This window comes from Microbulbifer maximicatervae (SeqCode) (genome assembly GCF_052468155.1).
In genome coordinates, this window is the sequence record NZ_CP174335.1 from 2,437,339 (window position 1) to 2,454,344 (window position 17,006).

Genomic DNA, 17,006 nt, shown 5'->3' on the forward strand with positions numbered 1-17,006 from the left:
AATATGGACATCTACGAAATGGTCGAGTCGGGAGATCTGCCAGCACCTGAGTGTGCGAAAACTCTGGGATTTGAGTTAATAAGCTATTCACGTGAAAAAATGGAGATGAAAGCCCGATTTTTTGCCAGGGAGTCATTCTTAAACCCTGCGGGAACAATACAGGGTGGGTTTCTATGTGCAATGCTCGACGACGTAATGGGTCCTGCACTTGTATTTTCACTGAATATTGGTCAGTTTGCTCCGACACTAGAGCTAAAGACTCAACTTGTTCGCCCAGCTAAAGTGGGGCCAGTTGAGGGTGTTGGCAGAGTTGTATCTAGAGGTGGAACTGTCTGCTTTCTGGAAGGAGAGCTTCTTCAAGAGGGGAAACTAATTGCTAGGGCAACCGCTACCGCTTTAATAAAGGGACAAAATTTATAAATCCTTGATGAAGGATGTGATGTTTTCTGAGGTAAAAATGAGTTTTGAACAAGGCATATATAGCTCCCCGGAAAGTGAGCTTTGCCCGGAGGGAAATAAGCGGGTTAGGTTGGGGAGCGTTCTTTCTATATTGGGTACTGCTCTTCAAACCCCGATTATTGTGTTCTTTTATTTGGGGATGTTGAGTTTTTGGGAAACTTCTCAGATCGCCCAATCACTTGATACATCCCCTGAAGTAATGGCAGGCATGATGAGCCAATCCCTCTCTAATTTTGTTATAGGAGGTCTATTGTCTGCTCCAGGCTTGTTGATTTCCTGTACTGCTTTGTTTTTATCGTCTTTTCGAGCTAAGTGGTTATTCTGGTATTCTTTAATACTCTCACTGATTTGGATTGGCTCTTTTCCGTTTGGGACATTACTTGGTTTGATATATCTGTTAATAATTTTGATTAAACGAAAATCGTAAATGCAGATTTGATCCATTTTTTTCTGATTTGTTAAGTGAAGTGAAATAAATGTTAGACACTATTTGGGATTATTTTCAGCAGCGAGAAATCGATGATGCGAGATATCGAGCTCAAAATGCAAAGCAGATGGCCGCTAACCTGGAACTGGAAGTCGGTGATATTCAGGGACGTATAGATACATTAGTGTTGGCGAATCAGGCTATGTGGGAGCTTTTATCGGAAAAATTAGGGCTAACCGAGGCCGAGCTTATTGAAAAAATGGGGCAGATTGATCTGCGAGATGGTAAGCGCGATGGAAAAATATCCACTGGTAACCTGAAAGAGTGCCCTTCTTGTGGCCATAAGGTGAGAAAGCAAAGGGCCAATTGTTACTGGTGTGGAACAGAGCTGACTTTATCCAGCCCGTTTATGGACTCAAAGCGGACTGATTAATTTCCCATTTGATGGAAGAACTACCAATATGGTTTTTGGCATACTTGGATAGCCACTTGGCATCATCGGATTCTTAGTTGGCGCTTTCTGATCATATACTTGATTTCAAGATTAACGCTTGGGAGACAGATAGATGGAAACGGCACTTATTACTGGGGCCTCTGGTGGCATCGGCCTTGAACTGGCCAGGGTACATGCATCTAAGGGTGGCAACTTGGTTCTGGTTGCCCGGTCTGAAGGGAAGCTTTCAGCACTCAAGCAGCAGCTGGAGAAGGAGTTTGGTATCCAGGCAATGGTTATTGCCGAAGACCTTTCTGACCCCATGTCCGCGCAGAGAATTTTTGAGCGAACCCAAAGTGAGGGTGTGGAGATTGGCACTCTAATTAACAATGCGGGTTTTGGTGGTCATGGTCTTTTCCATCAAAGGGATTTGGAAGCTGAGCAGGGCATGATGCAGGTGAATATGGTTTCCCTTACCAATCTCACCCATCTGTATGTTAAGGGGATGGTTGCCCGCAATAGTGGGCATATTCTTAATGTTTCATCTACAGCCTCTTTTATTCCAGGCCCTTTACAGGCGGTTTACTACGCAACAAAAGCCTATGTAACTTCATTCAGCCAGGCACTGGCTGAGGAATTGAAAGGCACAGGTGTAACAGTAACGGCTTTGTGTCCCGGTGCTGTTGCAACAGGGTTTGTTGCGGCTGGTGATCTTCAGGGTGTCGATATTTGGAAAAATGCCCGTTCGGCTGAGTCTGTTGCCAGATGTGGCTATCAGGCAATGGAGCGGGGAGATCTGGTTGCTTTTAATGAGACACGACTCAAGTTGCTTCTGAATTGGATAATGCCTTTACTGCCCCGTAAAATGGTACTGAAGTTTTCCCGTCAGACGATGGAAAAGTCTTAATTGCAGGCAGGTCCGGTAATGATCAAACGTGCAGCGAAATTCCTGGTACCTCCCAGCTGGAAATTGATATTACACGATATGAATATCGATACAGCGCTGGCTCTTGCCTATGCCGGGTTACCTGCGGATCTGTTACAGCGGGAGGCTGTGACACTCACTCCGGTGGAATATTTCCGTTTCTGGTGTGGTATTGATCAGGCCTCTAAGGATCGGCCACTACCGCTTTTACTGGCGGAGCACCTTTCGGCTGAGTCGTTTGACCCTCCCATATTTGCGAGCCTGTGCAGTGCAAATCTGAATCAAGCTCTACTGCGGATACAGCAATACAAACCATTGATTGGTCCCATGGAATTGCACTTGGATATTACTGATGAGTACACCAAGCTCAATTTAGAGTGCTATGGAAGTGATGGGAATATCCCTGAAGCTTTGGGCCTGAGCGAATTAATTTTCTATATCCGCCTGGCTCGGTTGGGAACCCGGGAGGAAATTCAACCATTGGAATTGGCACTACCGCAGCTGCCTGAAGATCAAACGCCTTATCGGGAGTTTTTTGGTTGTTCAATTAAGCAGTCAGACCGGGTGAGAATTTGTTTCTCAGCGCAAGATGCACAAAAGCCATTTCTGACTGCCAATGCCCCTATGTGGGATTTCTTTGAGGGTAAATTGAGCCAACAGCTCAAGGATCTGGATAGCGAAGCCACAATGGGAGAGCGGGTAGGTTCAGTATTGATAGAGTTACTACCGGCTGGAGAGAGTTCTGTCGAAGCAGTGTCTGAACGCTTGGCTATCAGTAAAAGGACTTTGCAGCGGAAACTGGGTGAGGAAAATCAATCCTTCCAGACAGTATTACAGGGAGTTAGATCAAGTTTGGCTGATCACTACCTCGCCAAATCCAGCCTTCATCTGGGCGAGATTTCTTTTATGTTGGGATTTAAAGAACCCAATTCATTTATTCGGGCCTACCGGGGCTGGAAAGGAATGACACCATTGCAATACCGGGACTCTATTCACTGAATAGATCCGTTAGTAAAAAGCCAATGTTTGCATATCACTGTATATTTTTGTGACCAGTTTGGACCTAGAGGCTCCTTAGTTTTAACATTTAAACAGCCATTAATTGGCTGGTCGGTCAGCAATAATTATTCCGTTGTCCGGATTCACTTCCAAAGCCCTCAATTCTCCTCCGTAGACCGCCTGGATTTTCCATCTTCCGCCTACAAATTCGATATGCGTGATGGGATTAAACCCAAGACCATGCAGTTTCGCTTTAATGGTGGATAAGTCCAAGGCAATGACCGAGGGTTCCGCTCCGTAAAGGTCGGGGCTGTCGTAGATGGGGGCGGGTTTATTGGGATCGAGGCCGGGGGGGATTGGGTTAGTGAGATTGCCAACTAAAGCTATGGCGGTAAGAAAAATCATCTACGGCTCCAAACTGCTAACAAGCCATAGTTTTAGTTTGGACTAGGGATTATCGCAGTGCCAGCGGGCTGTAGTGATTTCGATCTTATCTGAGCGCGATTATAGCAGTGAATGGCCCGGCTACAGGATGTAGCCGGGCCATAAAAATACTAGCGGGTAAGTTTTAGCATAAAGTCGATAACACGAGTTGAGAGTTTGCCATAGGGAGGCCGCAGTAATTTTAATAGATCGATTGGGCCCTGATAGAAGATGGGGCGAAGTTTAGAGAAGGTCAGAAATCCCTCGTAGCCATGGTAGTGGCCCATACCGCTTTCACCAACGCCGCCAAATGGAATATCGTGCTGACCAACGTGCAGTACACAATTATTTACCGACACGCCTCCAGACATTACCTTGTTGATATATAAATCTTGTAAGGTTTTGTCGTGAGTGTAAGGGTAAATCGCCAGGGGTCTGGGGCGAGCATTAATATAATCAATAACTTCCTCTGGCTTGGAGTAAGTGATAATCGGCAATAGAGGGCCAAAAATCTCACGCTGCATTGCCAGCATCTCGCCGTCTACATTGGTCAGGATATGCGGAGGGAATTTTCGCAGTTTATTGTCCCTATCCAATTTGCCAGCACTTAAATCTATGGTATTAGCACCCTTAGCCTTGGCGTCATCCAGGGTTGCCCAGATTCGCTGGTAAGATGTATCGTCGATAATAGAAGTGTAATCCTGGCCATCTAAGTCGGGGTAGTGCTTCTGAACATAATGTTTTGCGTGCTCGATAAACTCTTCGAGATGCTCCTCCGGCAAGAAAAGATAATCCACGTTGACACAGATCTGCCCGGCGTTTACCAGCTTCCAGTAAATTAGTTGCTCGGCGGCTTTCTTAACCGGGTAATCCGGGCCAACAATTGCCGGTGATTTACCACCAAGTTCCAATGTGACTGGAGTCAGGTTTTCTGCGGCGGAGCGCATTACTGCACGGCCGGTATTACTGGATCCGGTAAAAATTAAGTGATCGAATTTAAGGCTGGAAAACACCGGGCCTATTTCATCGGCATCGGGAATAAAAACCAGCTTTTCTTCTGGGAAGTATTGTTCACAGACTTTACTGAGTAACTCTGCAAGATGCTTGGAGTTGGTAGACATCTTGACCATCGCCTGATTGCCTGCGGCGAAAATATTGGTCAGTGGTGAAAAGCTTAAGTTTATTGGGAAGTTCCACGGCACTATGACGCCAATTACCCCCAGAGGTTGTGGGACCACACGATTTTTAGAGAGGGGATAGGATTTAAAATCTGTATGGCGCCCTCTGGGTTTCATCCACTTCTTTAAGCGCTTGATAGTCTCTTTAATGCCGGAGAGCGCTGGGTAGATATCGTAGAGCAGTATCTCTTCCCGGGCTCGATTGCCGTAGTCGTTACTGATCGCCTGGATAATGGGTTCCTGCTGTTCACGCAGGAGCTGGGCAAGGGTTCTAAGATCCTGCACACGTTGCTGATAGCTGGGAGCCGGGTTGGCCAGGTAGGCACTGCGCTGTTTGTCCAGATAGTTTTGCAGTACCGCTTTGTCTGCATCCTGCCGGGTCAGGGTTTGTGTTGTCATTTTATTATCCTGTGGCGTTGATCTCAGAAAGACTAAACGAAATTGAATCGGAGTGATTGACCAATCCGGTAAATTCCTTTGATGATCGGATAACAAATTTTATCCGGGGTATGGCCAAGTTTGTTTTGCCATCGCAATTTATGGCGCGGATTACATCACTATGTTCAAGCAGAATAGGTTAGGGCCGGCTTTGGCAGCCGGCCCTGGCAGGATAGCTCAGAATGAGGACGCTAATCCTTAATCGTTGTCCGGTTTTTCCGACAAAACTTCCGCAGAGTTGGGGTCTACGTGCAAGTCGTACTTCTGGTCACCCTTATAGGCCTCAATCTTCCACTTACCCTTGTCCAGATCGACCTCAACAATTGGGGTGTAGCCCTGCTGTTCCAATTTGGTCAATACGGTGGAAAGGGCCATAGCTCCGGGTGGGGGCTTTTCTTTGGCGAGTGCATAGGGTAGTGCTGTTGCGGCGATAAAGGCCAGCAACAACTTGCTGATAGGCTGCATGGTGCTATTACCTCGCTGTCTATTTGCTAAATCGCAGTATCCTATGAGTCAAATCTTCCCTTAACCGAGCGATCGGTATTTCCAAACTGTAAAATAAAAACTGATGCGTCTGCGTTTGGTCTCCAGGCACTTACAACGGGTTTTGTGGACTGCCCTCGGTAAGATGCTTCTGGATAGCCTCGCACCACTCCATTCCTCCGGGTTTGAGACCGTTGGTATTGGCTCCGCTGAGCCGGGTGATGGCTGTGAACCACTCCTCACTACCGGTAGTTGGCATACCGGATGGGTATAGTTTCGCCATATCGCCATTCTGCTGGGCAAGCACTTGCTGTTGAACCCAGGCAAACCATTCCGGGGTGCATATAGCTGCAGCTTTCTTTTCCGTTTCCACTTCATTGCCCGGTGGGGCAATGGGCTCCTTCATGGCGCTGGTAGCCGACTCATCTGCAGGAGGGGTTGCAGGTGACTTGGAGTCCTTCGGGCCCCCACAGCTGCAGAGGACAAAGATCAGTGCTATTAAAGGGCCAAAGCGGTACATAGGACCTCTATGGGTGGCGGTATCAAGCCTAAGCATAGGAGGAAATTGACGACTTTGCCTTATCGCCTTAGGTCATATGTATTTTTATTGACATTGCCATTAAATCAAATGAGAATGTTTCTCGTTTAATCCAAGGGTGATCTACGATAATGTCTACCAGAGCTCTATTTCAAAAAGTGCTGGCTGTAGCCGGCTTGTTGGGTGCTGTGGGTGCCAGTGCGGCCGAGCAGGTAAATATCTACTCCTACCGACAGCCTTTCCTTATAGAGCCGATCTTAAAGGAGTTCACCGAAAAAACCGGTATTGAGGCCAAAGTGGTCTACGCCAGCAAAGGCTTGAACGAGCGTTTACAAAGGGAAGGGCGCAATAGCCCCGCTGACCTGGTCCTGACTTCCAATACCAGCAGCCTGATGGATCTGCTTAATAAGCAGCTGACCCAACCGGTAAGCAGTGAAATCCTGGAAGACAATATCCCATCACAATTTCGCGATAAGGCTGGCAACTGGTTCGGCCTGACCACCCGGGCGCGTTTGATCTACGCCTCCAAAGACCGCGTTAAGCCCGGTGAAATTACTCGCTACGAAGAGTTGGTAGACCCTAAGTGGAAGGGCCGAATCTGTACTCGTAGCGGCAAGCATCCCTATACCCTGTCCCTGATCGCCTCCATGATCGCCCATCACGGTGAAGCAGAAACCAAAGAGTGGCTGCAAGGTGTGAAAGCGAATCTGGCGCGTAAGCCCCAGGGTAATGACCGCGCTCAGGTTAAAGCGATTAGCGAAGGTGTCTGCGACCTTTCCCTGGGTAACAGCTACTACTTCGGTAAAATGATTACCAATAAGGAGCAGCCGGAGCAGGTGGATTGGGCCAAGTCTGTAAACCTGGTCTTCCCTAACCAGAAAGATCGCGGTACCCATATGTTTATTTCCGGTGCGGCGCTGACCAAGCATGCCCCCAACCGTGAAAATGCCGTTAAGCTGCTGGAATTCCTCAGCGGCGCCGATGCTCAATACTCTTACGCTGAGAAAAACTTTGAGTTCCCGGTACGCCCTGGCACTGCCCGCTCTGAGTTGATTAAGGAGTATATGGGTGAGTTTAAAGAAGATGATCTGAGTCTCACGGAGATCGGTTCCTACGTTCCAGCGGCTTCCCGTATGGTTGATGAAGTACGCTTTGACTTTTAGAATGGTTAACTGAATGGGAATTGCTGCCGAGTAAATTGACAGCACTATCTCAGCCTTATTCGAACGGCCCTGTCGAGAGACCAGGGCCGTTCTTTTATAATGAGCTTTTGATTCCTTAATCCATGCTAAACCGAGCAAACTTATCAGCTTCCCGCTGGCTGCTATTGGTAGCTACTATCTCCCTTCTGGTAGCTCTGCCAGTGCTATCCATTTTTTGGTTGGCATTTTTCCCCGAAGAAAATATCTGGCCGCACCTGGTGGATACGGTGTTGTTTCACTATGTGTCCTCCACATTGATTCTGGCTGGCGGTGTCGGTTTGGTAACGCTGATAACAGGCGTGGGCAGTGCCTGGCTGGTGAGCATGTGCCAGTTCCCCGGGCGTCGTTTGTTTGAGTGGGGGCTGTTACTGCCGTTTGCTGTTCCCGCCTATGTGATTGCCTACGTTTACACGGACTTGCTGGAATATGCGGGCCCTGTGCAAAAGTCCCTGCGCGCCTGGTTTGGTTGGCAGACAGCCAGGGATTACTGGTTCCCGGAGATCCGTAGCATGGGTGGGGCGATTGCCATGCTGTCACTGGTGCTCTTCCCTTATGTCTATATGCTCGCGCGAGCAGCCTTTATCGAGCAGTGCGGCAGTATACGTGCCGCGAGCCGGTCATTGGGCTGTACGCCCTGGCAGAGCTTCTTGCGCGTATCCCTGCCAATGGCACGCCCGGCAATTGCGGTGGGTTTATCACTGGTATTGATGGAAACCCTGAATGATTTCGGCACAGTGGACTTCTTTGCCGTACGCACCTTGAGTGTCGGAATTTACGATACCTGGTTGAGCCACGGCAATTTAGGAGGCGCGGCGCAAATTGCCTGTAGCACTCTGATTTTTGTTGTTCTGTTAATTACGCTGGAGCGAATGGGGCGGGCGAGGCAGAAGCACTTTGTACAATCGCCAAATTCCCAGCGTGAACGCTATGATTTGCGCGGCTGGCGATCCGGTGTAGCCCTATTGTTCTGCGGGTTACTGTTGGTGGCTGGTTTTATTATTCCCCTGCTGGTTCTGGGAGGTTACGCACTCAGCAACTTCTCCAGTTATTGGAGCGAAGATTTTATACAGATCGCCAGCAATAGCTTGTTACTGTCAATCGCAGCGGCACTGGTCTCTGTACTGCTGGGCCTGCTGTTGGCTTACGGTAAGCGACTGCAACCCAAAAGATCCGTACGGGTCTTGGTCGGCTTTTCCAAGCTGGGTTATGCAATGCCCGGGGCAGTACTGGCGATTGGTGTCCTGATTCCCCTGGCCGCTTTTGATAATGCGGTGGATGGTTTTTTACGTGAACACTTTGATATCTCCATAGGGCTGCTGTTAAGCGGCAGTATTTTCGCCATTATTTTTGCCTACACAGTGCGCTTCCTGGCAGTGTCCACAGGGGCCATAGAATCCAGCCTGGAGAAAGTAACCCCTTCAATGGATCGCGCTGCCCGCTCCCTGGGGCGCAATAGCTGGCAAACCCTGTGGGCTGTACATCTACCTTTGGTGCGTACAGGTCTACTAACGGGTGGCTTGGTGGTCTTTGTGGATTGTATGAAAGAACTGCCGGCGACTTTGTTACTGCGCCCCTTTGGCTTTGACACCCTGGCGACTTATGTTTATCAGTTCGCTTCCGATGAGATGCTGGAACGCTCGGCCCTGGGGGCTTTATTGATTGTCCTGGTGGGGTTGATACCGGTGATTTTACTAAGCCGTTCCATTGGTTGGCGCAGAGGTGAGGAGCGCACAGCCGTGGCGGACTCAGAAGCGCCCGCCCTGTCCTGATAGCTTTTATCGGGCTTGGTCAAACACCAGAGCAGAGGAAAGGTGCAGGGGAAGTTTATCACCAGGAGCGGCTTGAACGTCTGCATTCAAAGCGGCCTCGACAGTTTCCCCTGCAGCTAACTGAAAGCGATAGTTCACCTGGTTGCCGAGAAAATTCTTTTCCACAACCTGAGCCATCACAGCACCGGGATGTTCGCCTGCGGCAATATCCTCACTGCGCACAAACAGTTCGAGCTGATCTCCACTTTCGTATGCAGCTGTCGGCATCTTTACTTCCCCCAGAGGGGTGCTGATCAGGCCATTGCCCACAACAGTACCGGAAATGATATTCCCTTCACTAACAATCCTTGCAACTGCCAAGTTTCTAGGTGTTTGATAAGTGTCTTGAGGGCTGTCCCACTGCTGTAATTGGCCTTGGCTGAGTACTCCCAGCTTATCTCCGGCAATAAAAGCCTCATGGCGGTCGTGGGTAACAATAATTGCAGGGATCTTCTCTTCGCGCAGTATATAGCGGACTTCGGCGGCGAGACTGCGGCGCAACTCGGTATCCAGATTGGAGAAGGGTTCATCTAGGAGTAACAGCTTGGGGCGCGGTGCCAGTGCCCGAGCCAGAGCAACACGCTGCTGCTGACCGCCAGAGAGCTGATGTGGGTACTGTTGCCCAAAGCCTTCCAGATGCACTAACTTTAGCAAAGACTGGGTGCGGGATTGCCGCTTGCTTTTCGGCATTGACTGGATACCGAAGGCAATATTCTGTTCAACGGTAAGGTGTGGGAAGAGGGCGTAGTCCTGAAATACCACCCCAATATTCCGTTGCTCTGCGGGAATCTGTTTCTCACAGGAGGAAATCACTTCCCCAGATAACTGGATACTCCCCGCTGAGACCGGCTGAAAACCAGCAATGGCGTGCAGCAACGTTGTTTTGCCACAACCGCTGGGGCCCAACAAACAGGCAATTTCCCCCGCCTGTAAAGCAAAGGAAACCGATTCGATAACTACCTGCTCACCGTAGCGGCACTGCAGGTCTTCAATAGTGAGTATGGGGTGCACGGGTTTTCCAGTAGTTTGCATTCTCGACACTTCAAGCAATTTTCAGACGCAAAGCTGAAGATGGGATCCATAAACAGGTAACACACAGCGTAGAGTCGCCAGAAACTAAATTTAATAGTGTGGTGAAGCAAGATATAATCAAAAAAGGTTTTCGTAAATATATCTAGGGTTAACCAGAACTAACAGCCATTATACATATATTGAATATAACTTTGATAGCTCTTTATCTAAGGCGATACTCATAAATGTGACCTGAGTTAGCGAAGCTATTACAGGCGGAAATCGAGTAATCTGAAAAGCTGTTAGCCCCTGCCATTTGAGCAGTTAGGAAATAAATGTTCGTACCCGCACTTATTTAAATGGGCGATTACCTTGACTTAAGATGAGGGGGAAGTTTTGAACACACCTTTTTTTACATTGTTTTCTTATCGATCTTAGCGAGGATAAAGAGAGATAGTTCCAATTAATAATACTCTAAGTGCCGATCATTCGGCACTTAGAGATTTGATTGACCCTATTGATTTAGGTTTATTCCGGCATAGTACATAGAGTCTAAAAATGGGGTTATATCTACGCCATTAAGACTGACACTCATAGCTTCCAGTCCGACGTGAGCCAATTCAGTATTTGTACGATTGATCACGCTAACTACTACTTCTTTAAGAGCTTCTTTCATTAGTTTATCGACATTCGTAGAGTGCAAAACTCCCATTCCTTCATTTTCTCTGCTGACTTCATTGAATAACTCGTTTGCCAATATAACTCGGCCTTCTTTGTCAGACAGAGTCAAAACTATTGAAACATGTCTTCTGCTTGTTACTGTCACTAGTCCAGTTTCATTTTCAAACTCAAAATTTAATATTTTACCATTTAAAGAATAGGAGGGAGAGGTTGACTCCTCACCTTTAAAGGCGTCAACACCCACCATTTTAAAATCTTTAATAAAAACATCTTGCAGTATCTGAGCAACTGGCTGGTACGCAACGCCTTCATACTTTAGGCCAAATTTCCAAGCGCCTTGCTTGCCTATAAAGCTCTTTGATTTTTCATCATTTTCATCAATCCAAGAGCGTGAATCCTCAAATTGATAAACAGCTAATCTTGTGCCAGAGATACCGTTGTGTTCTAGGTTAACACCTGGCTCGTATGTGGCTACCAGAGCTCTAGTACATCCGCCCAGCATAATAATTGCTAAAAAGATTGATGTGATTTTTAGTTTCATTTTAAACCCTCATAATATATTTTGTTTAATGTTATAACATTTATCTAGTGACTAACTTGACTCGCTTTAGGCCCCATCATTATTTTGTTGCACTTTTAAACTCTCCATGTTGGGGGGGGGTATATGCAAAACTTGTACTTTGGTGATAGGTTTTAAAATGGCCATAGTATTGCGGCAATAAGTTACAAATGATGCGAGCTCGCGGATTCTAAAGACTTTCTCTTCAAACTTCCATATTTCCACATATTAATAGTGAAAAATTCATGCCTCTTAAGTCAAATAACAAGTTGCTTAGGTATTTTTTCTGTTGCTAAATATGATGGGCGTCTAGGAAACTGGTCTATGGTCTTGTGCAAGCGTCCCACCTCCCTGCTAATATGATCAGTGCCGTGCTAGTTCAAAATGAGAGGGGTAGTTGAGTGCTGGAATTTGATGTGGCTTTACAATCTCCCTAAAGCTTTACTGCGCTATTAGCGATTTACATTAGAGTGATTGAAAAAAACTGTAATAAAGCATTGCTTTTTAGGATGAATGTCGCCGAAAGCAAAAGTGTGTGCTTGGTGCAGAGATGCCCGTCGCATAAGGTGGTCTTGCCCACAAAAAGTGGAAACTTTGACTATGCGCCTTTGCGTTCATACCCTACTGGACTTTCATAGCTTAATATAGAACACCTACGAACCCTAAGATAGAAAATCTCAATGTATTCAAACATCTCGGATTTTGCTTGCTTTTGGCAGTGACTGGATACCGAAGGCAATATTCTGTTCAACGGTGAGGTGTGAGAAGAGGGCGTAGTCCTGAAATACTATCCCAATTTTCCACTTCTCTGTGGGAATCTGTTTTCCACGAGAGGAAATCACTTCCCCGGATAGCTGGATATTCCCTGCTGCGACTGGTTGAAATCCAGCGATGCGTGTAGCAGCGTTGTCTTGCCACAACCGCTGGGGCCCACAAAAAGGCAATTTCCCCGCCTGTAAAGCAAAGAAGACTGATTCGATAACTACCTGCTCACCTTAGCGGCACGGCAGGTCTTCAATAGTGAGTATGGGATGCACGGGTTTTCCAGTAGTTTGGCCTGTAAACAATTTGGGCAGCTACTGGGTCTAGTTCCTGATCATAGCTATCACCAAACTGACCGATAGTCAGTCCAGAGTGATGCATACTTTTAGTTGTGCAGCAGTGTTTAAGCGAGTCTAATCCCGATTATACCATTAGCCTCAGTATTTGGTGCGTGTACTGGACTGTGAGAGATTTCGAGTGAAGATAACAGTACATCACATACATTGAATGTTTCAAGGAGGGATATCTTCGCTGGTCGTTCATCAATACTGAGGTCGATATGACGAGCGCAATCTTCTTTTTATATGAGGAAAATTTGAAGCGAAAATTCTTTGAAGGGGTTAACCGAACTTCCGCTAACGTTTGTTGACCAATATATGGTCTAGTATATTGCTTTACCGCCAGGCATTTTTGTCACTAATTCTTGGAATTATTCATGGTGTTTAGGATGGTTGAGCTTATTTGTTCTAATTTCTTTCCATTATTGAAGCTCAATCGATAACAAGGTAAAGTGTAATTTACTCGAACCTAAGCACCAATGTATTGGCCAGCATTAAAAGTTATTTACATTAGACAAATAAAAGGGATAGATATTTCACGCTTGGAGATGTTTTTTTTGAAAATAGAATTGAGTTTGTTATATGGTTGTTGGGTAAAACTCCTTACAGGTAGGAGATTGCCTATTGTAGATTTTCATGACGGGTGGCGCGAGGCCAGTAGCCACAAGCTACCGGCATACCCGCTACATGATGTGAGTTATTTAAAAATCACAGAACTCAAATTTAAGTATGATCCTTGGCAATCGTAGTAACTTATTTGTATTGATTTATCTGCCATGTATGCAGAAATTAGGAATGACAATCTCCCTTCATAGTTCTCAGAAGTTTCTAACATTACAAATGTCTTGTTGTTGGTGCAATCCAAATTACTAATACTGGGATCATTTTCAAATCCGCTTAATTTTACATATACACCATTGGTTTGAGCTTTCAGATCTTCTATCTTATGAGCTTCAGTAAATGCAGCATTGCCCGAAAGTGGAAGTAAAAGAGCTGCTGTTGCCAAGAGGCTTCTAAGGATGGACATGTTTTTCCTATACTATTTCAATGGTTGCGTAGCGAAATTATAAAAATCAGGCCTTGAAAAATCTTTTATTCCCGGGGCTTCACTAGATAATAATTTCAGGTGAGGCTAGATGATATCATCCAGCTATACTTGTTGGAATATTTTGAAGTATTTTAACTCGCAATGTTCCATTAATGATACAGCACAATGGACTAAGCTGAATAACTATTCTTGGTCTCAAATCTTATTTTTCATGTAACTAGAAATAAATCAATTATCATTGGTGATAATGCTCCATAGGGGGTACTCAATAGCAGCCCCTTAACACATATAAATGATAGGATCCTCAATGCTATCTGCCCGTTTTTTAGTCCTATCGGTATCTGAGCACCAATTTGTACAAGTAAGGTGTGTCGGTATTCTTTGTCCATCTCCGGGTGATGGTAGTTTTTGAGATCATCATCCGATGACACCTAAGGGTGCATTATCTGCAACGCGCTAAGAGTCCTTTAAGAAACGGTTTCTTTTTTGATAAAAGTATTCTTTTCAGTCGAATAAATAAAGGTAGAATTTCGCTTGTTTAGTTTTTCCTAGGTTTAAATATTTAAGATGCTCTTCGTGGGAGAGTAAATTGATTCTCGCCTTCGGTACTGGCAAAGGACATATTTGTTATGGTTTTCTACTGGGTCGACTTATTAAAAAAACAACAACAGGTATGAAAGTGATAAAAAGTCTAAAAGCCTAAAAGACATAAATCGAACATTTATTTTAGATGAAGGTCTGAATGGCAACAGTCTCAATCTGTGGGAATCCAAAATTAATGTGCTTAGTACTGCCTGTTAACGCCTAACTTCGTTGCCCCAATTATGAGGGTTGTTTTTCTATTTTTGATTTATAATAATTTATTAATAGAAAGTAAATCCATAAGGTCGATATCGCAGCAAAGAAGCACCAGGTTGATACCCATGTTTCGCGTTGAGTGAAATAAACGATAACACCTAGTGTCATGACAAGTGCCCAAAATTTTATAAAAATTCGATTGCTCGATAATAAAAATAAAAATCCAAGTAAAGAATAGATAATATGTCCAGTTGTAATGGCGAATAAGCTGTAATCGGATGTGATATAGCATAAGCTATGGCCGCACACGCTCGTTTTTATTAAGTGTCTTGGTCCTGTTTCTAATAGGATGGGTATCCAAAGATATAAGCCAAAAATAAAACCTATGATTGTTAATATAATAAAGAAAATTCTTTTCCATTTTTTTGTCTCAAGACTAAAGGCAACAATTGGTATCCAGACAAGCCAAAAAAACAGAGCAAAAAATAAATAAAAAATAGAAGATGCTGCGGTCAGTGACACCAAATTTTCGTTGTATCCAATCCATACTACCCCTTCACTTACTTGCTGTAACGCAAAAAGGAGGGGGGTGACTGCGAGTAATAAATAGGTTTTATCATTTTTCATAGCATGTGTTGTACACAAAGCACCACCGACAATAAGCAGAGCTGCTGATCCGAACGATGCCGTGGCTGAAAAACACATAATGATTTTCTCTATATGTAATGTATTCTAACTTAAGCCAAAGTCGTATAATTTGATATGCAACATAACAATATCCATAACCTAGAAAGTTAGTTGACTTTGCTAATTTGTACTAAGCTTATGAATTAGATTGTGATGACTAAGTCTACTTCAATGTTTTCAATTCATCTTATGAGTTAAGCTGAAAAGACTAATAAAGCTATATTGAGTTTGCTTATGTAGGTAGATACCTATATAAGTAAAATCTATGTCGAGAGGGTTAAACAAGCCAGTGTAATGCCGCTGGGGTAGTTGCATTATCTATTTAGTTGATCAAAATGGGTCTCAGTTTTGCTTCTTGGCTGTGGGTTGGCTTTTACGCTTAACAGTCTTAATACGTCCGTTAAATTAAATACAGTGGGGTATTACCCCATTCGATACTTGCGAGTCATTACGATGAACACATTTAGCCGGGGGTGCTAATAAGTCGTTGATACGAGAGTAATTGCCTTTTATCTAAGACATTTTAGATTTCAGATGTGTGCCACGAATAAGCCTATCTACCGTAAACGAGAACTGACAGTCATAGGTTTTCAATTCCATAGCTCTCGGTATCCTTGCCATACTTTACGACTCACTTTGGATATTGCGGATAGGGCTAGCAATCACATCCATTCGACCCCCTATTTTTCCAGATGATTGGCCATATAAGAATGATTGGGGTGTTTAAAATGGCGTTGTCTTGTTCGCGGTGATTGTAAATGAGGCAATTAAGGTTTAATCCAGCAGCTTGGTGAATGGATATACCTTATTTGTTTAGTCTAAAACTCATATTCAAATCAATAGGCTTTTAACAAAGAGTATGGGTGGGGGTGTTGGCGCCATGTTCAACATTAAAGGGGCAATATTTTATGATCGCTGATTATCAAACTTTTGGAAGTGGCCGCAGTCCTTGCACTTAACTCCATGTTGATAGAAAAATAAAGGCATCCCCAAAAGTAGGAAAACCAAAAATGCGGGCTTTTTCCCCTTGGTAAACGGCTCGACATTTCGTGATGAGCAGGACTCGCATACTCTTTCTTCATCATGCCCTAATTCTTGGTCTACAAGAATGGAACGGTCTTGATTTAGTATTTCATTGGCTTCATCAAGGTCTCTTTCCGACACTTGAAGCCTGACTCCACCAATAGCATTAGAATATAGCCACTGCATATTGACTGTGTGCTCATCTGCAATGAAAGCGTGTATTCCTTCAGATTCAAGTCGTGCTTTTGCAATCTGCGCTTCATATGGAAATGAGAATCTAGCAACGGTTACTAGCAAGTGATCACCTTAGCGCTTAACGTCTTGAGCTGCGGGACGAAGTGTCTGAAAATTTAGAGACGTGTTATGTTTTTATAGTCCACTAAGGAAACCCCACAACTTACCCCAGCGTTCTAGCTTTTGATCAGCGCTCAATAGCCTCGGCTGAACTTGAATAGGGTCGCCAAGTTGATCTACACCTTTCAATAAGTTGAGATTTACTGCTCCACGAAGCTGGCTATTTATATTGCAGCCTACGGCTAGCAGTTGATTACAACCTTTGCAATGGTAGAAAACTGCAAGCTGATCTCCATTTTGATTAGTTGAAATTCCATCGCCAATGAAAACCGCAGACATAGTTGGGTCACTTATAATTGGGGAAGGATTGGCTTGGCAATAACTGCAATCGCAAATGCGCGGATTCAAAGCTTCGAGCGGCTTTGCTAACTGAACTTCAATATGCCAACGGTTACATTTACACGATCCCTTAAAGAGCATAAAAATTAGTTC

18 protein-coding genes are annotated in these 17,006 nt (G+C 45.0%); 6 read left to right on the forward strand and 12 right to left on the reverse strand.

Features of this window, described 5'->3' with window-relative positions:
* Positions 1–3: 3 nt before the first annotated feature.
* Complete coding sequence (locus ACJJIY_RS10515) at positions 4–420, forward strand: PaaI family thioesterase (protein WP_445359574.1); 417 nt, start codon at positions 4–6, stop codon at positions 418–420.
* 201 nt (positions 421–621) lie between these two features.
* Here the strand turns inward: ACJJIY_RS10515 and ACJJIY_RS10520 are convergent, their stop codons facing one another.
* On the reverse strand, positions 622–903 hold the full coding sequence (locus tag ACJJIY_RS10520) for a hypothetical protein (RefSeq protein WP_445359575.1): 282 nt from the start codon (positions 901–903) through the stop codon (positions 622–624).
* A 32-nt stretch (positions 904–935) separates the two neighbouring features.
* On the opposite strand from ACJJIY_RS10520, the gene ACJJIY_RS10525 reads away from it, so the two are divergent.
* The 3 genes from ACJJIY_RS10525 to ACJJIY_RS10535 all read left to right on the forward strand — a co-directional run bounded on the left by ACJJIY_RS10525 (position 936) and on the right by ACJJIY_RS10535 (position 3,243).
* The gene (locus tag ACJJIY_RS10525) at positions 936–1,319 is read left to right on the forward strand and encodes a zinc ribbon domain-containing protein (RefSeq protein WP_445359576.1); all 384 of its coding nucleotides are present in this window, start codon (positions 936–938) and stop codon (positions 1,317–1,319) included.
* Positions 1,320–1,452: 133 nt separating this feature from the next.
* A complete protein-coding gene (locus ACJJIY_RS10530; RefSeq protein WP_445359577.1) occupies positions 1,453–2,226 on the forward strand; it encodes an SDR family NAD(P)-dependent oxidoreductase in 774 nt (257 codons plus the stop codon).
* 18 nt (positions 2,227–2,244) lie between these two features.
* Entirely contained in the window at positions 2,245–3,243 is a 999-nt protein-coding gene (locus ACJJIY_RS10535) for an AraC family transcriptional regulator (RefSeq protein WP_445359578.1), read from the forward strand.
* Between the two features lie 99 nt (positions 3,244–3,342).
* Here ACJJIY_RS10535 and ACJJIY_RS10540 read toward each other — a convergent pair whose 3' ends face one another.
* The 4 genes from ACJJIY_RS10540 to ACJJIY_RS10555 form a co-directional block, all read right to left on the reverse strand.
* The gene (locus ACJJIY_RS10540) at positions 3,343–3,648 is read right to left on the reverse strand and encodes a hypothetical protein (RefSeq protein ID WP_413664728.1); all 306 of its coding nucleotides are present in this window, start codon (positions 3,646–3,648) and stop codon (positions 3,343–3,345) included.
* 149 nt (positions 3,649–3,797) lie between these two features.
* A complete protein-coding gene (locus ACJJIY_RS10545) occupies positions 3,798–5,243 on the reverse strand; it encodes a coniferyl aldehyde dehydrogenase (protein WP_445359579.1) in 1,446 nt (481 codons plus the stop codon).
* A 237-nt stretch (positions 5,244–5,480) separates the two neighbouring features.
* Positions 5,481–5,747 (reverse strand): PepSY domain-containing protein, encoded by a 267-nt coding sequence (locus ACJJIY_RS10550; protein WP_282931601.1) that lies wholly within the window; start codon positions 5,745–5,747, stop codon positions 5,481–5,483.
* Positions 5,748–5,877: 130 nt separating this feature from the next.
* Positions 5,878–6,285: a hypothetical protein gene (locus ACJJIY_RS10555; protein WP_445359580.1), complete on the reverse strand. Its 408-nt coding sequence runs from the start codon at positions 6,283–6,285 to the stop codon at positions 5,878–5,880.
* A gap of 149 nt (positions 6,286–6,434) precedes the next feature.
* On the opposite strand from ACJJIY_RS10555, the gene ACJJIY_RS10560 reads away from it, so the two are divergent.
* Positions 6,435–7,466 (forward strand): Fe(3+) ABC transporter substrate-binding protein, encoded by a 1,032-nt coding sequence (locus ACJJIY_RS10560; protein WP_282931603.1) that lies wholly within the window; start codon positions 6,435–6,437, stop codon positions 7,464–7,466.
* 122 nt (positions 7,467–7,588) lie between these two features.
* On the forward strand, positions 7,589–9,274 hold the full coding sequence (locus tag ACJJIY_RS10565) for an ABC transporter permease (protein WP_444894865.1): 1,686 nt from the start codon (positions 7,589–7,591) through the stop codon (positions 9,272–9,274).
* A 6-nt stretch (positions 9,275–9,280) separates the two neighbouring features.
* On the opposite strand, the gene ACJJIY_RS10570 is transcribed toward ACJJIY_RS10565, so the two are convergent.
* The 7 genes from ACJJIY_RS10570 to ACJJIY_RS10600 all read right to left on the reverse strand — a co-directional run bounded on the left by ACJJIY_RS10570 (position 9,281) and on the right by ACJJIY_RS10600 (position 16,853).
* Complete coding sequence (locus tag ACJJIY_RS10570) at positions 9,281–10,345, reverse strand: ABC transporter ATP-binding protein (protein WP_445359581.1); 1,065 nt, start codon at positions 10,343–10,345, stop codon at positions 9,281–9,283.
* Positions 10,346–10,838: 493 nt separating this feature from the next.
* Positions 10,839–11,546, reverse strand: a complete 708-nt coding sequence (locus tag ACJJIY_RS10575; RefSeq protein ID WP_445354901.1) for a hypothetical protein — start codon at positions 11,544–11,546, stop codon at positions 10,839–10,841.
* Positions 11,547–12,250: 704 nt separating this feature from the next.
* Entirely contained in the window at positions 12,251–12,508 is a 258-nt protein-coding gene (locus ACJJIY_RS10580) for a hypothetical protein (RefSeq protein WP_445354900.1), read from the reverse strand.
* 853 nt (positions 12,509–13,361) lie between these two features.
* Complete coding sequence (locus tag ACJJIY_RS10585) at positions 13,362–13,691, reverse strand: hypothetical protein (RefSeq protein WP_445354899.1); 330 nt, start codon at positions 13,689–13,691, stop codon at positions 13,362–13,364.
* An 843-nt stretch (positions 13,692–14,534) separates the two neighbouring features.
* Positions 14,535–15,215, reverse strand: coding sequence for a DUF6629 family protein (locus ACJJIY_RS10590; protein WP_445359582.1), 681 nt, complete (start codon positions 15,213–15,215; stop codon positions 14,535–14,537).
* A gap of 888 nt (positions 15,216–16,103) precedes the next feature.
* Entirely contained in the window at positions 16,104–16,517 is a 414-nt protein-coding gene (locus ACJJIY_RS10595; RefSeq protein WP_445359583.1) for a putative signal transducing protein, read from the reverse strand.
* A 72-nt stretch (positions 16,518–16,589) separates the two neighbouring features.
* A complete protein-coding gene (locus tag ACJJIY_RS10600; RefSeq protein WP_445354896.1) occupies positions 16,590–16,853 on the reverse strand; it encodes a hypothetical protein in 264 nt (87 codons plus the stop codon).
* Between the last annotated feature and the right edge of the window lie 153 nt (positions 16,854–17,006).

What these genes read in the sequence shown, in the direction of transcription:
- ACJJIY_RS10590 (WP_445359582.1), bottom strand. Translation starts at nt 15,215, where the DNA reads ATGTGTTTTTCAGCCACGGCATCGTTCGGATCAGCAGCTCTGCTTATT.
- ACJJIY_RS10585 (WP_445354899.1), bottom strand. Translation starts at nt 13,691, where the DNA reads ATGTCCATCCTTAGAAGCCTCTTGGCAACAGCAGCTCTTTTACTTCCA.
- ACJJIY_RS10570 (WP_445359581.1), bottom strand. Translation starts at nt 10,345, where the DNA reads ATGCAAACTACTGGAAAACCCGTGCACCCCATACTCACTATTGAAGAC.
- ACJJIY_RS10540 (WP_413664728.1), bottom strand. Translation starts at nt 3,648, where the DNA reads ATGATTTTTCTTACCGCCATAGCTTTAGTTGGCAATCTCACTAACCCA.
- ACJJIY_RS10555 (WP_445359580.1), bottom strand. Translation starts at nt 6,285, where the DNA reads ATGTACCGCTTTGGCCCTTTAATAGCACTGATCTTTGTCCTCTGCAGC.
- ACJJIY_RS10575 (WP_445354901.1), bottom strand. Translation starts at nt 11,546, where the DNA reads ATGAAACTAAAAATCACATCAATCTTTTTAGCAATTATTATGCTGGGC.
- ACJJIY_RS10550 (WP_282931601.1), bottom strand. Translation starts at nt 5,747, where the DNA reads ATGCAGCCTATCAGCAAGTTGTTGCTGGCCTTTATCGCCGCAACAGCA.
- ACJJIY_RS10600 (WP_445354896.1), bottom strand. Translation starts at nt 16,853, where the DNA reads ATGTCTGCGGTTTTCATTGGCGATGGAATTTCAACTAATCAAAATGGA.
- ACJJIY_RS10530 (WP_445359577.1), top strand. Translation starts at nt 1,453, where the DNA reads ATGGAAACGGCACTTATTACTGGGGCCTCTGGTGGCATCGGCCTTGAA.
- ACJJIY_RS10535 (WP_445359578.1), top strand. Translation starts at nt 2,245, where the DNA reads ATGATCAAACGTGCAGCGAAATTCCTGGTACCTCCCAGCTGGAAATTG.
- ACJJIY_RS10520 (WP_445359575.1), bottom strand. Translation starts at nt 903, where the DNA reads ATGGATCAAATCTGCATTTACGATTTTCGTTTAATCAAAATTATTAAC.
- ACJJIY_RS10525 (WP_445359576.1), top strand. Translation starts at nt 936, where the DNA reads ATGTTAGACACTATTTGGGATTATTTTCAGCAGCGAGAAATCGATGAT.
- ACJJIY_RS10515 (WP_445359574.1), top strand. Translation starts at nt 4, where the DNA reads ATGGACATCTACGAAATGGTCGAGTCGGGAGATCTGCCAGCACCTGAG.
- ACJJIY_RS10565 (WP_444894865.1), top strand. Translation starts at nt 7,589, where the DNA reads ATGCTAAACCGAGCAAACTTATCAGCTTCCCGCTGGCTGCTATTGGTA.
- ACJJIY_RS10560 (WP_282931603.1), top strand. Translation starts at nt 6,435, where the DNA reads ATGTCTACCAGAGCTCTATTTCAAAAAGTGCTGGCTGTAGCCGGCTTG.
- ACJJIY_RS10545 (WP_445359579.1), bottom strand. Translation starts at nt 5,243, where the DNA reads ATGACAACACAAACCCTGACCCGGCAGGATGCAGACAAAGCGGTACTG.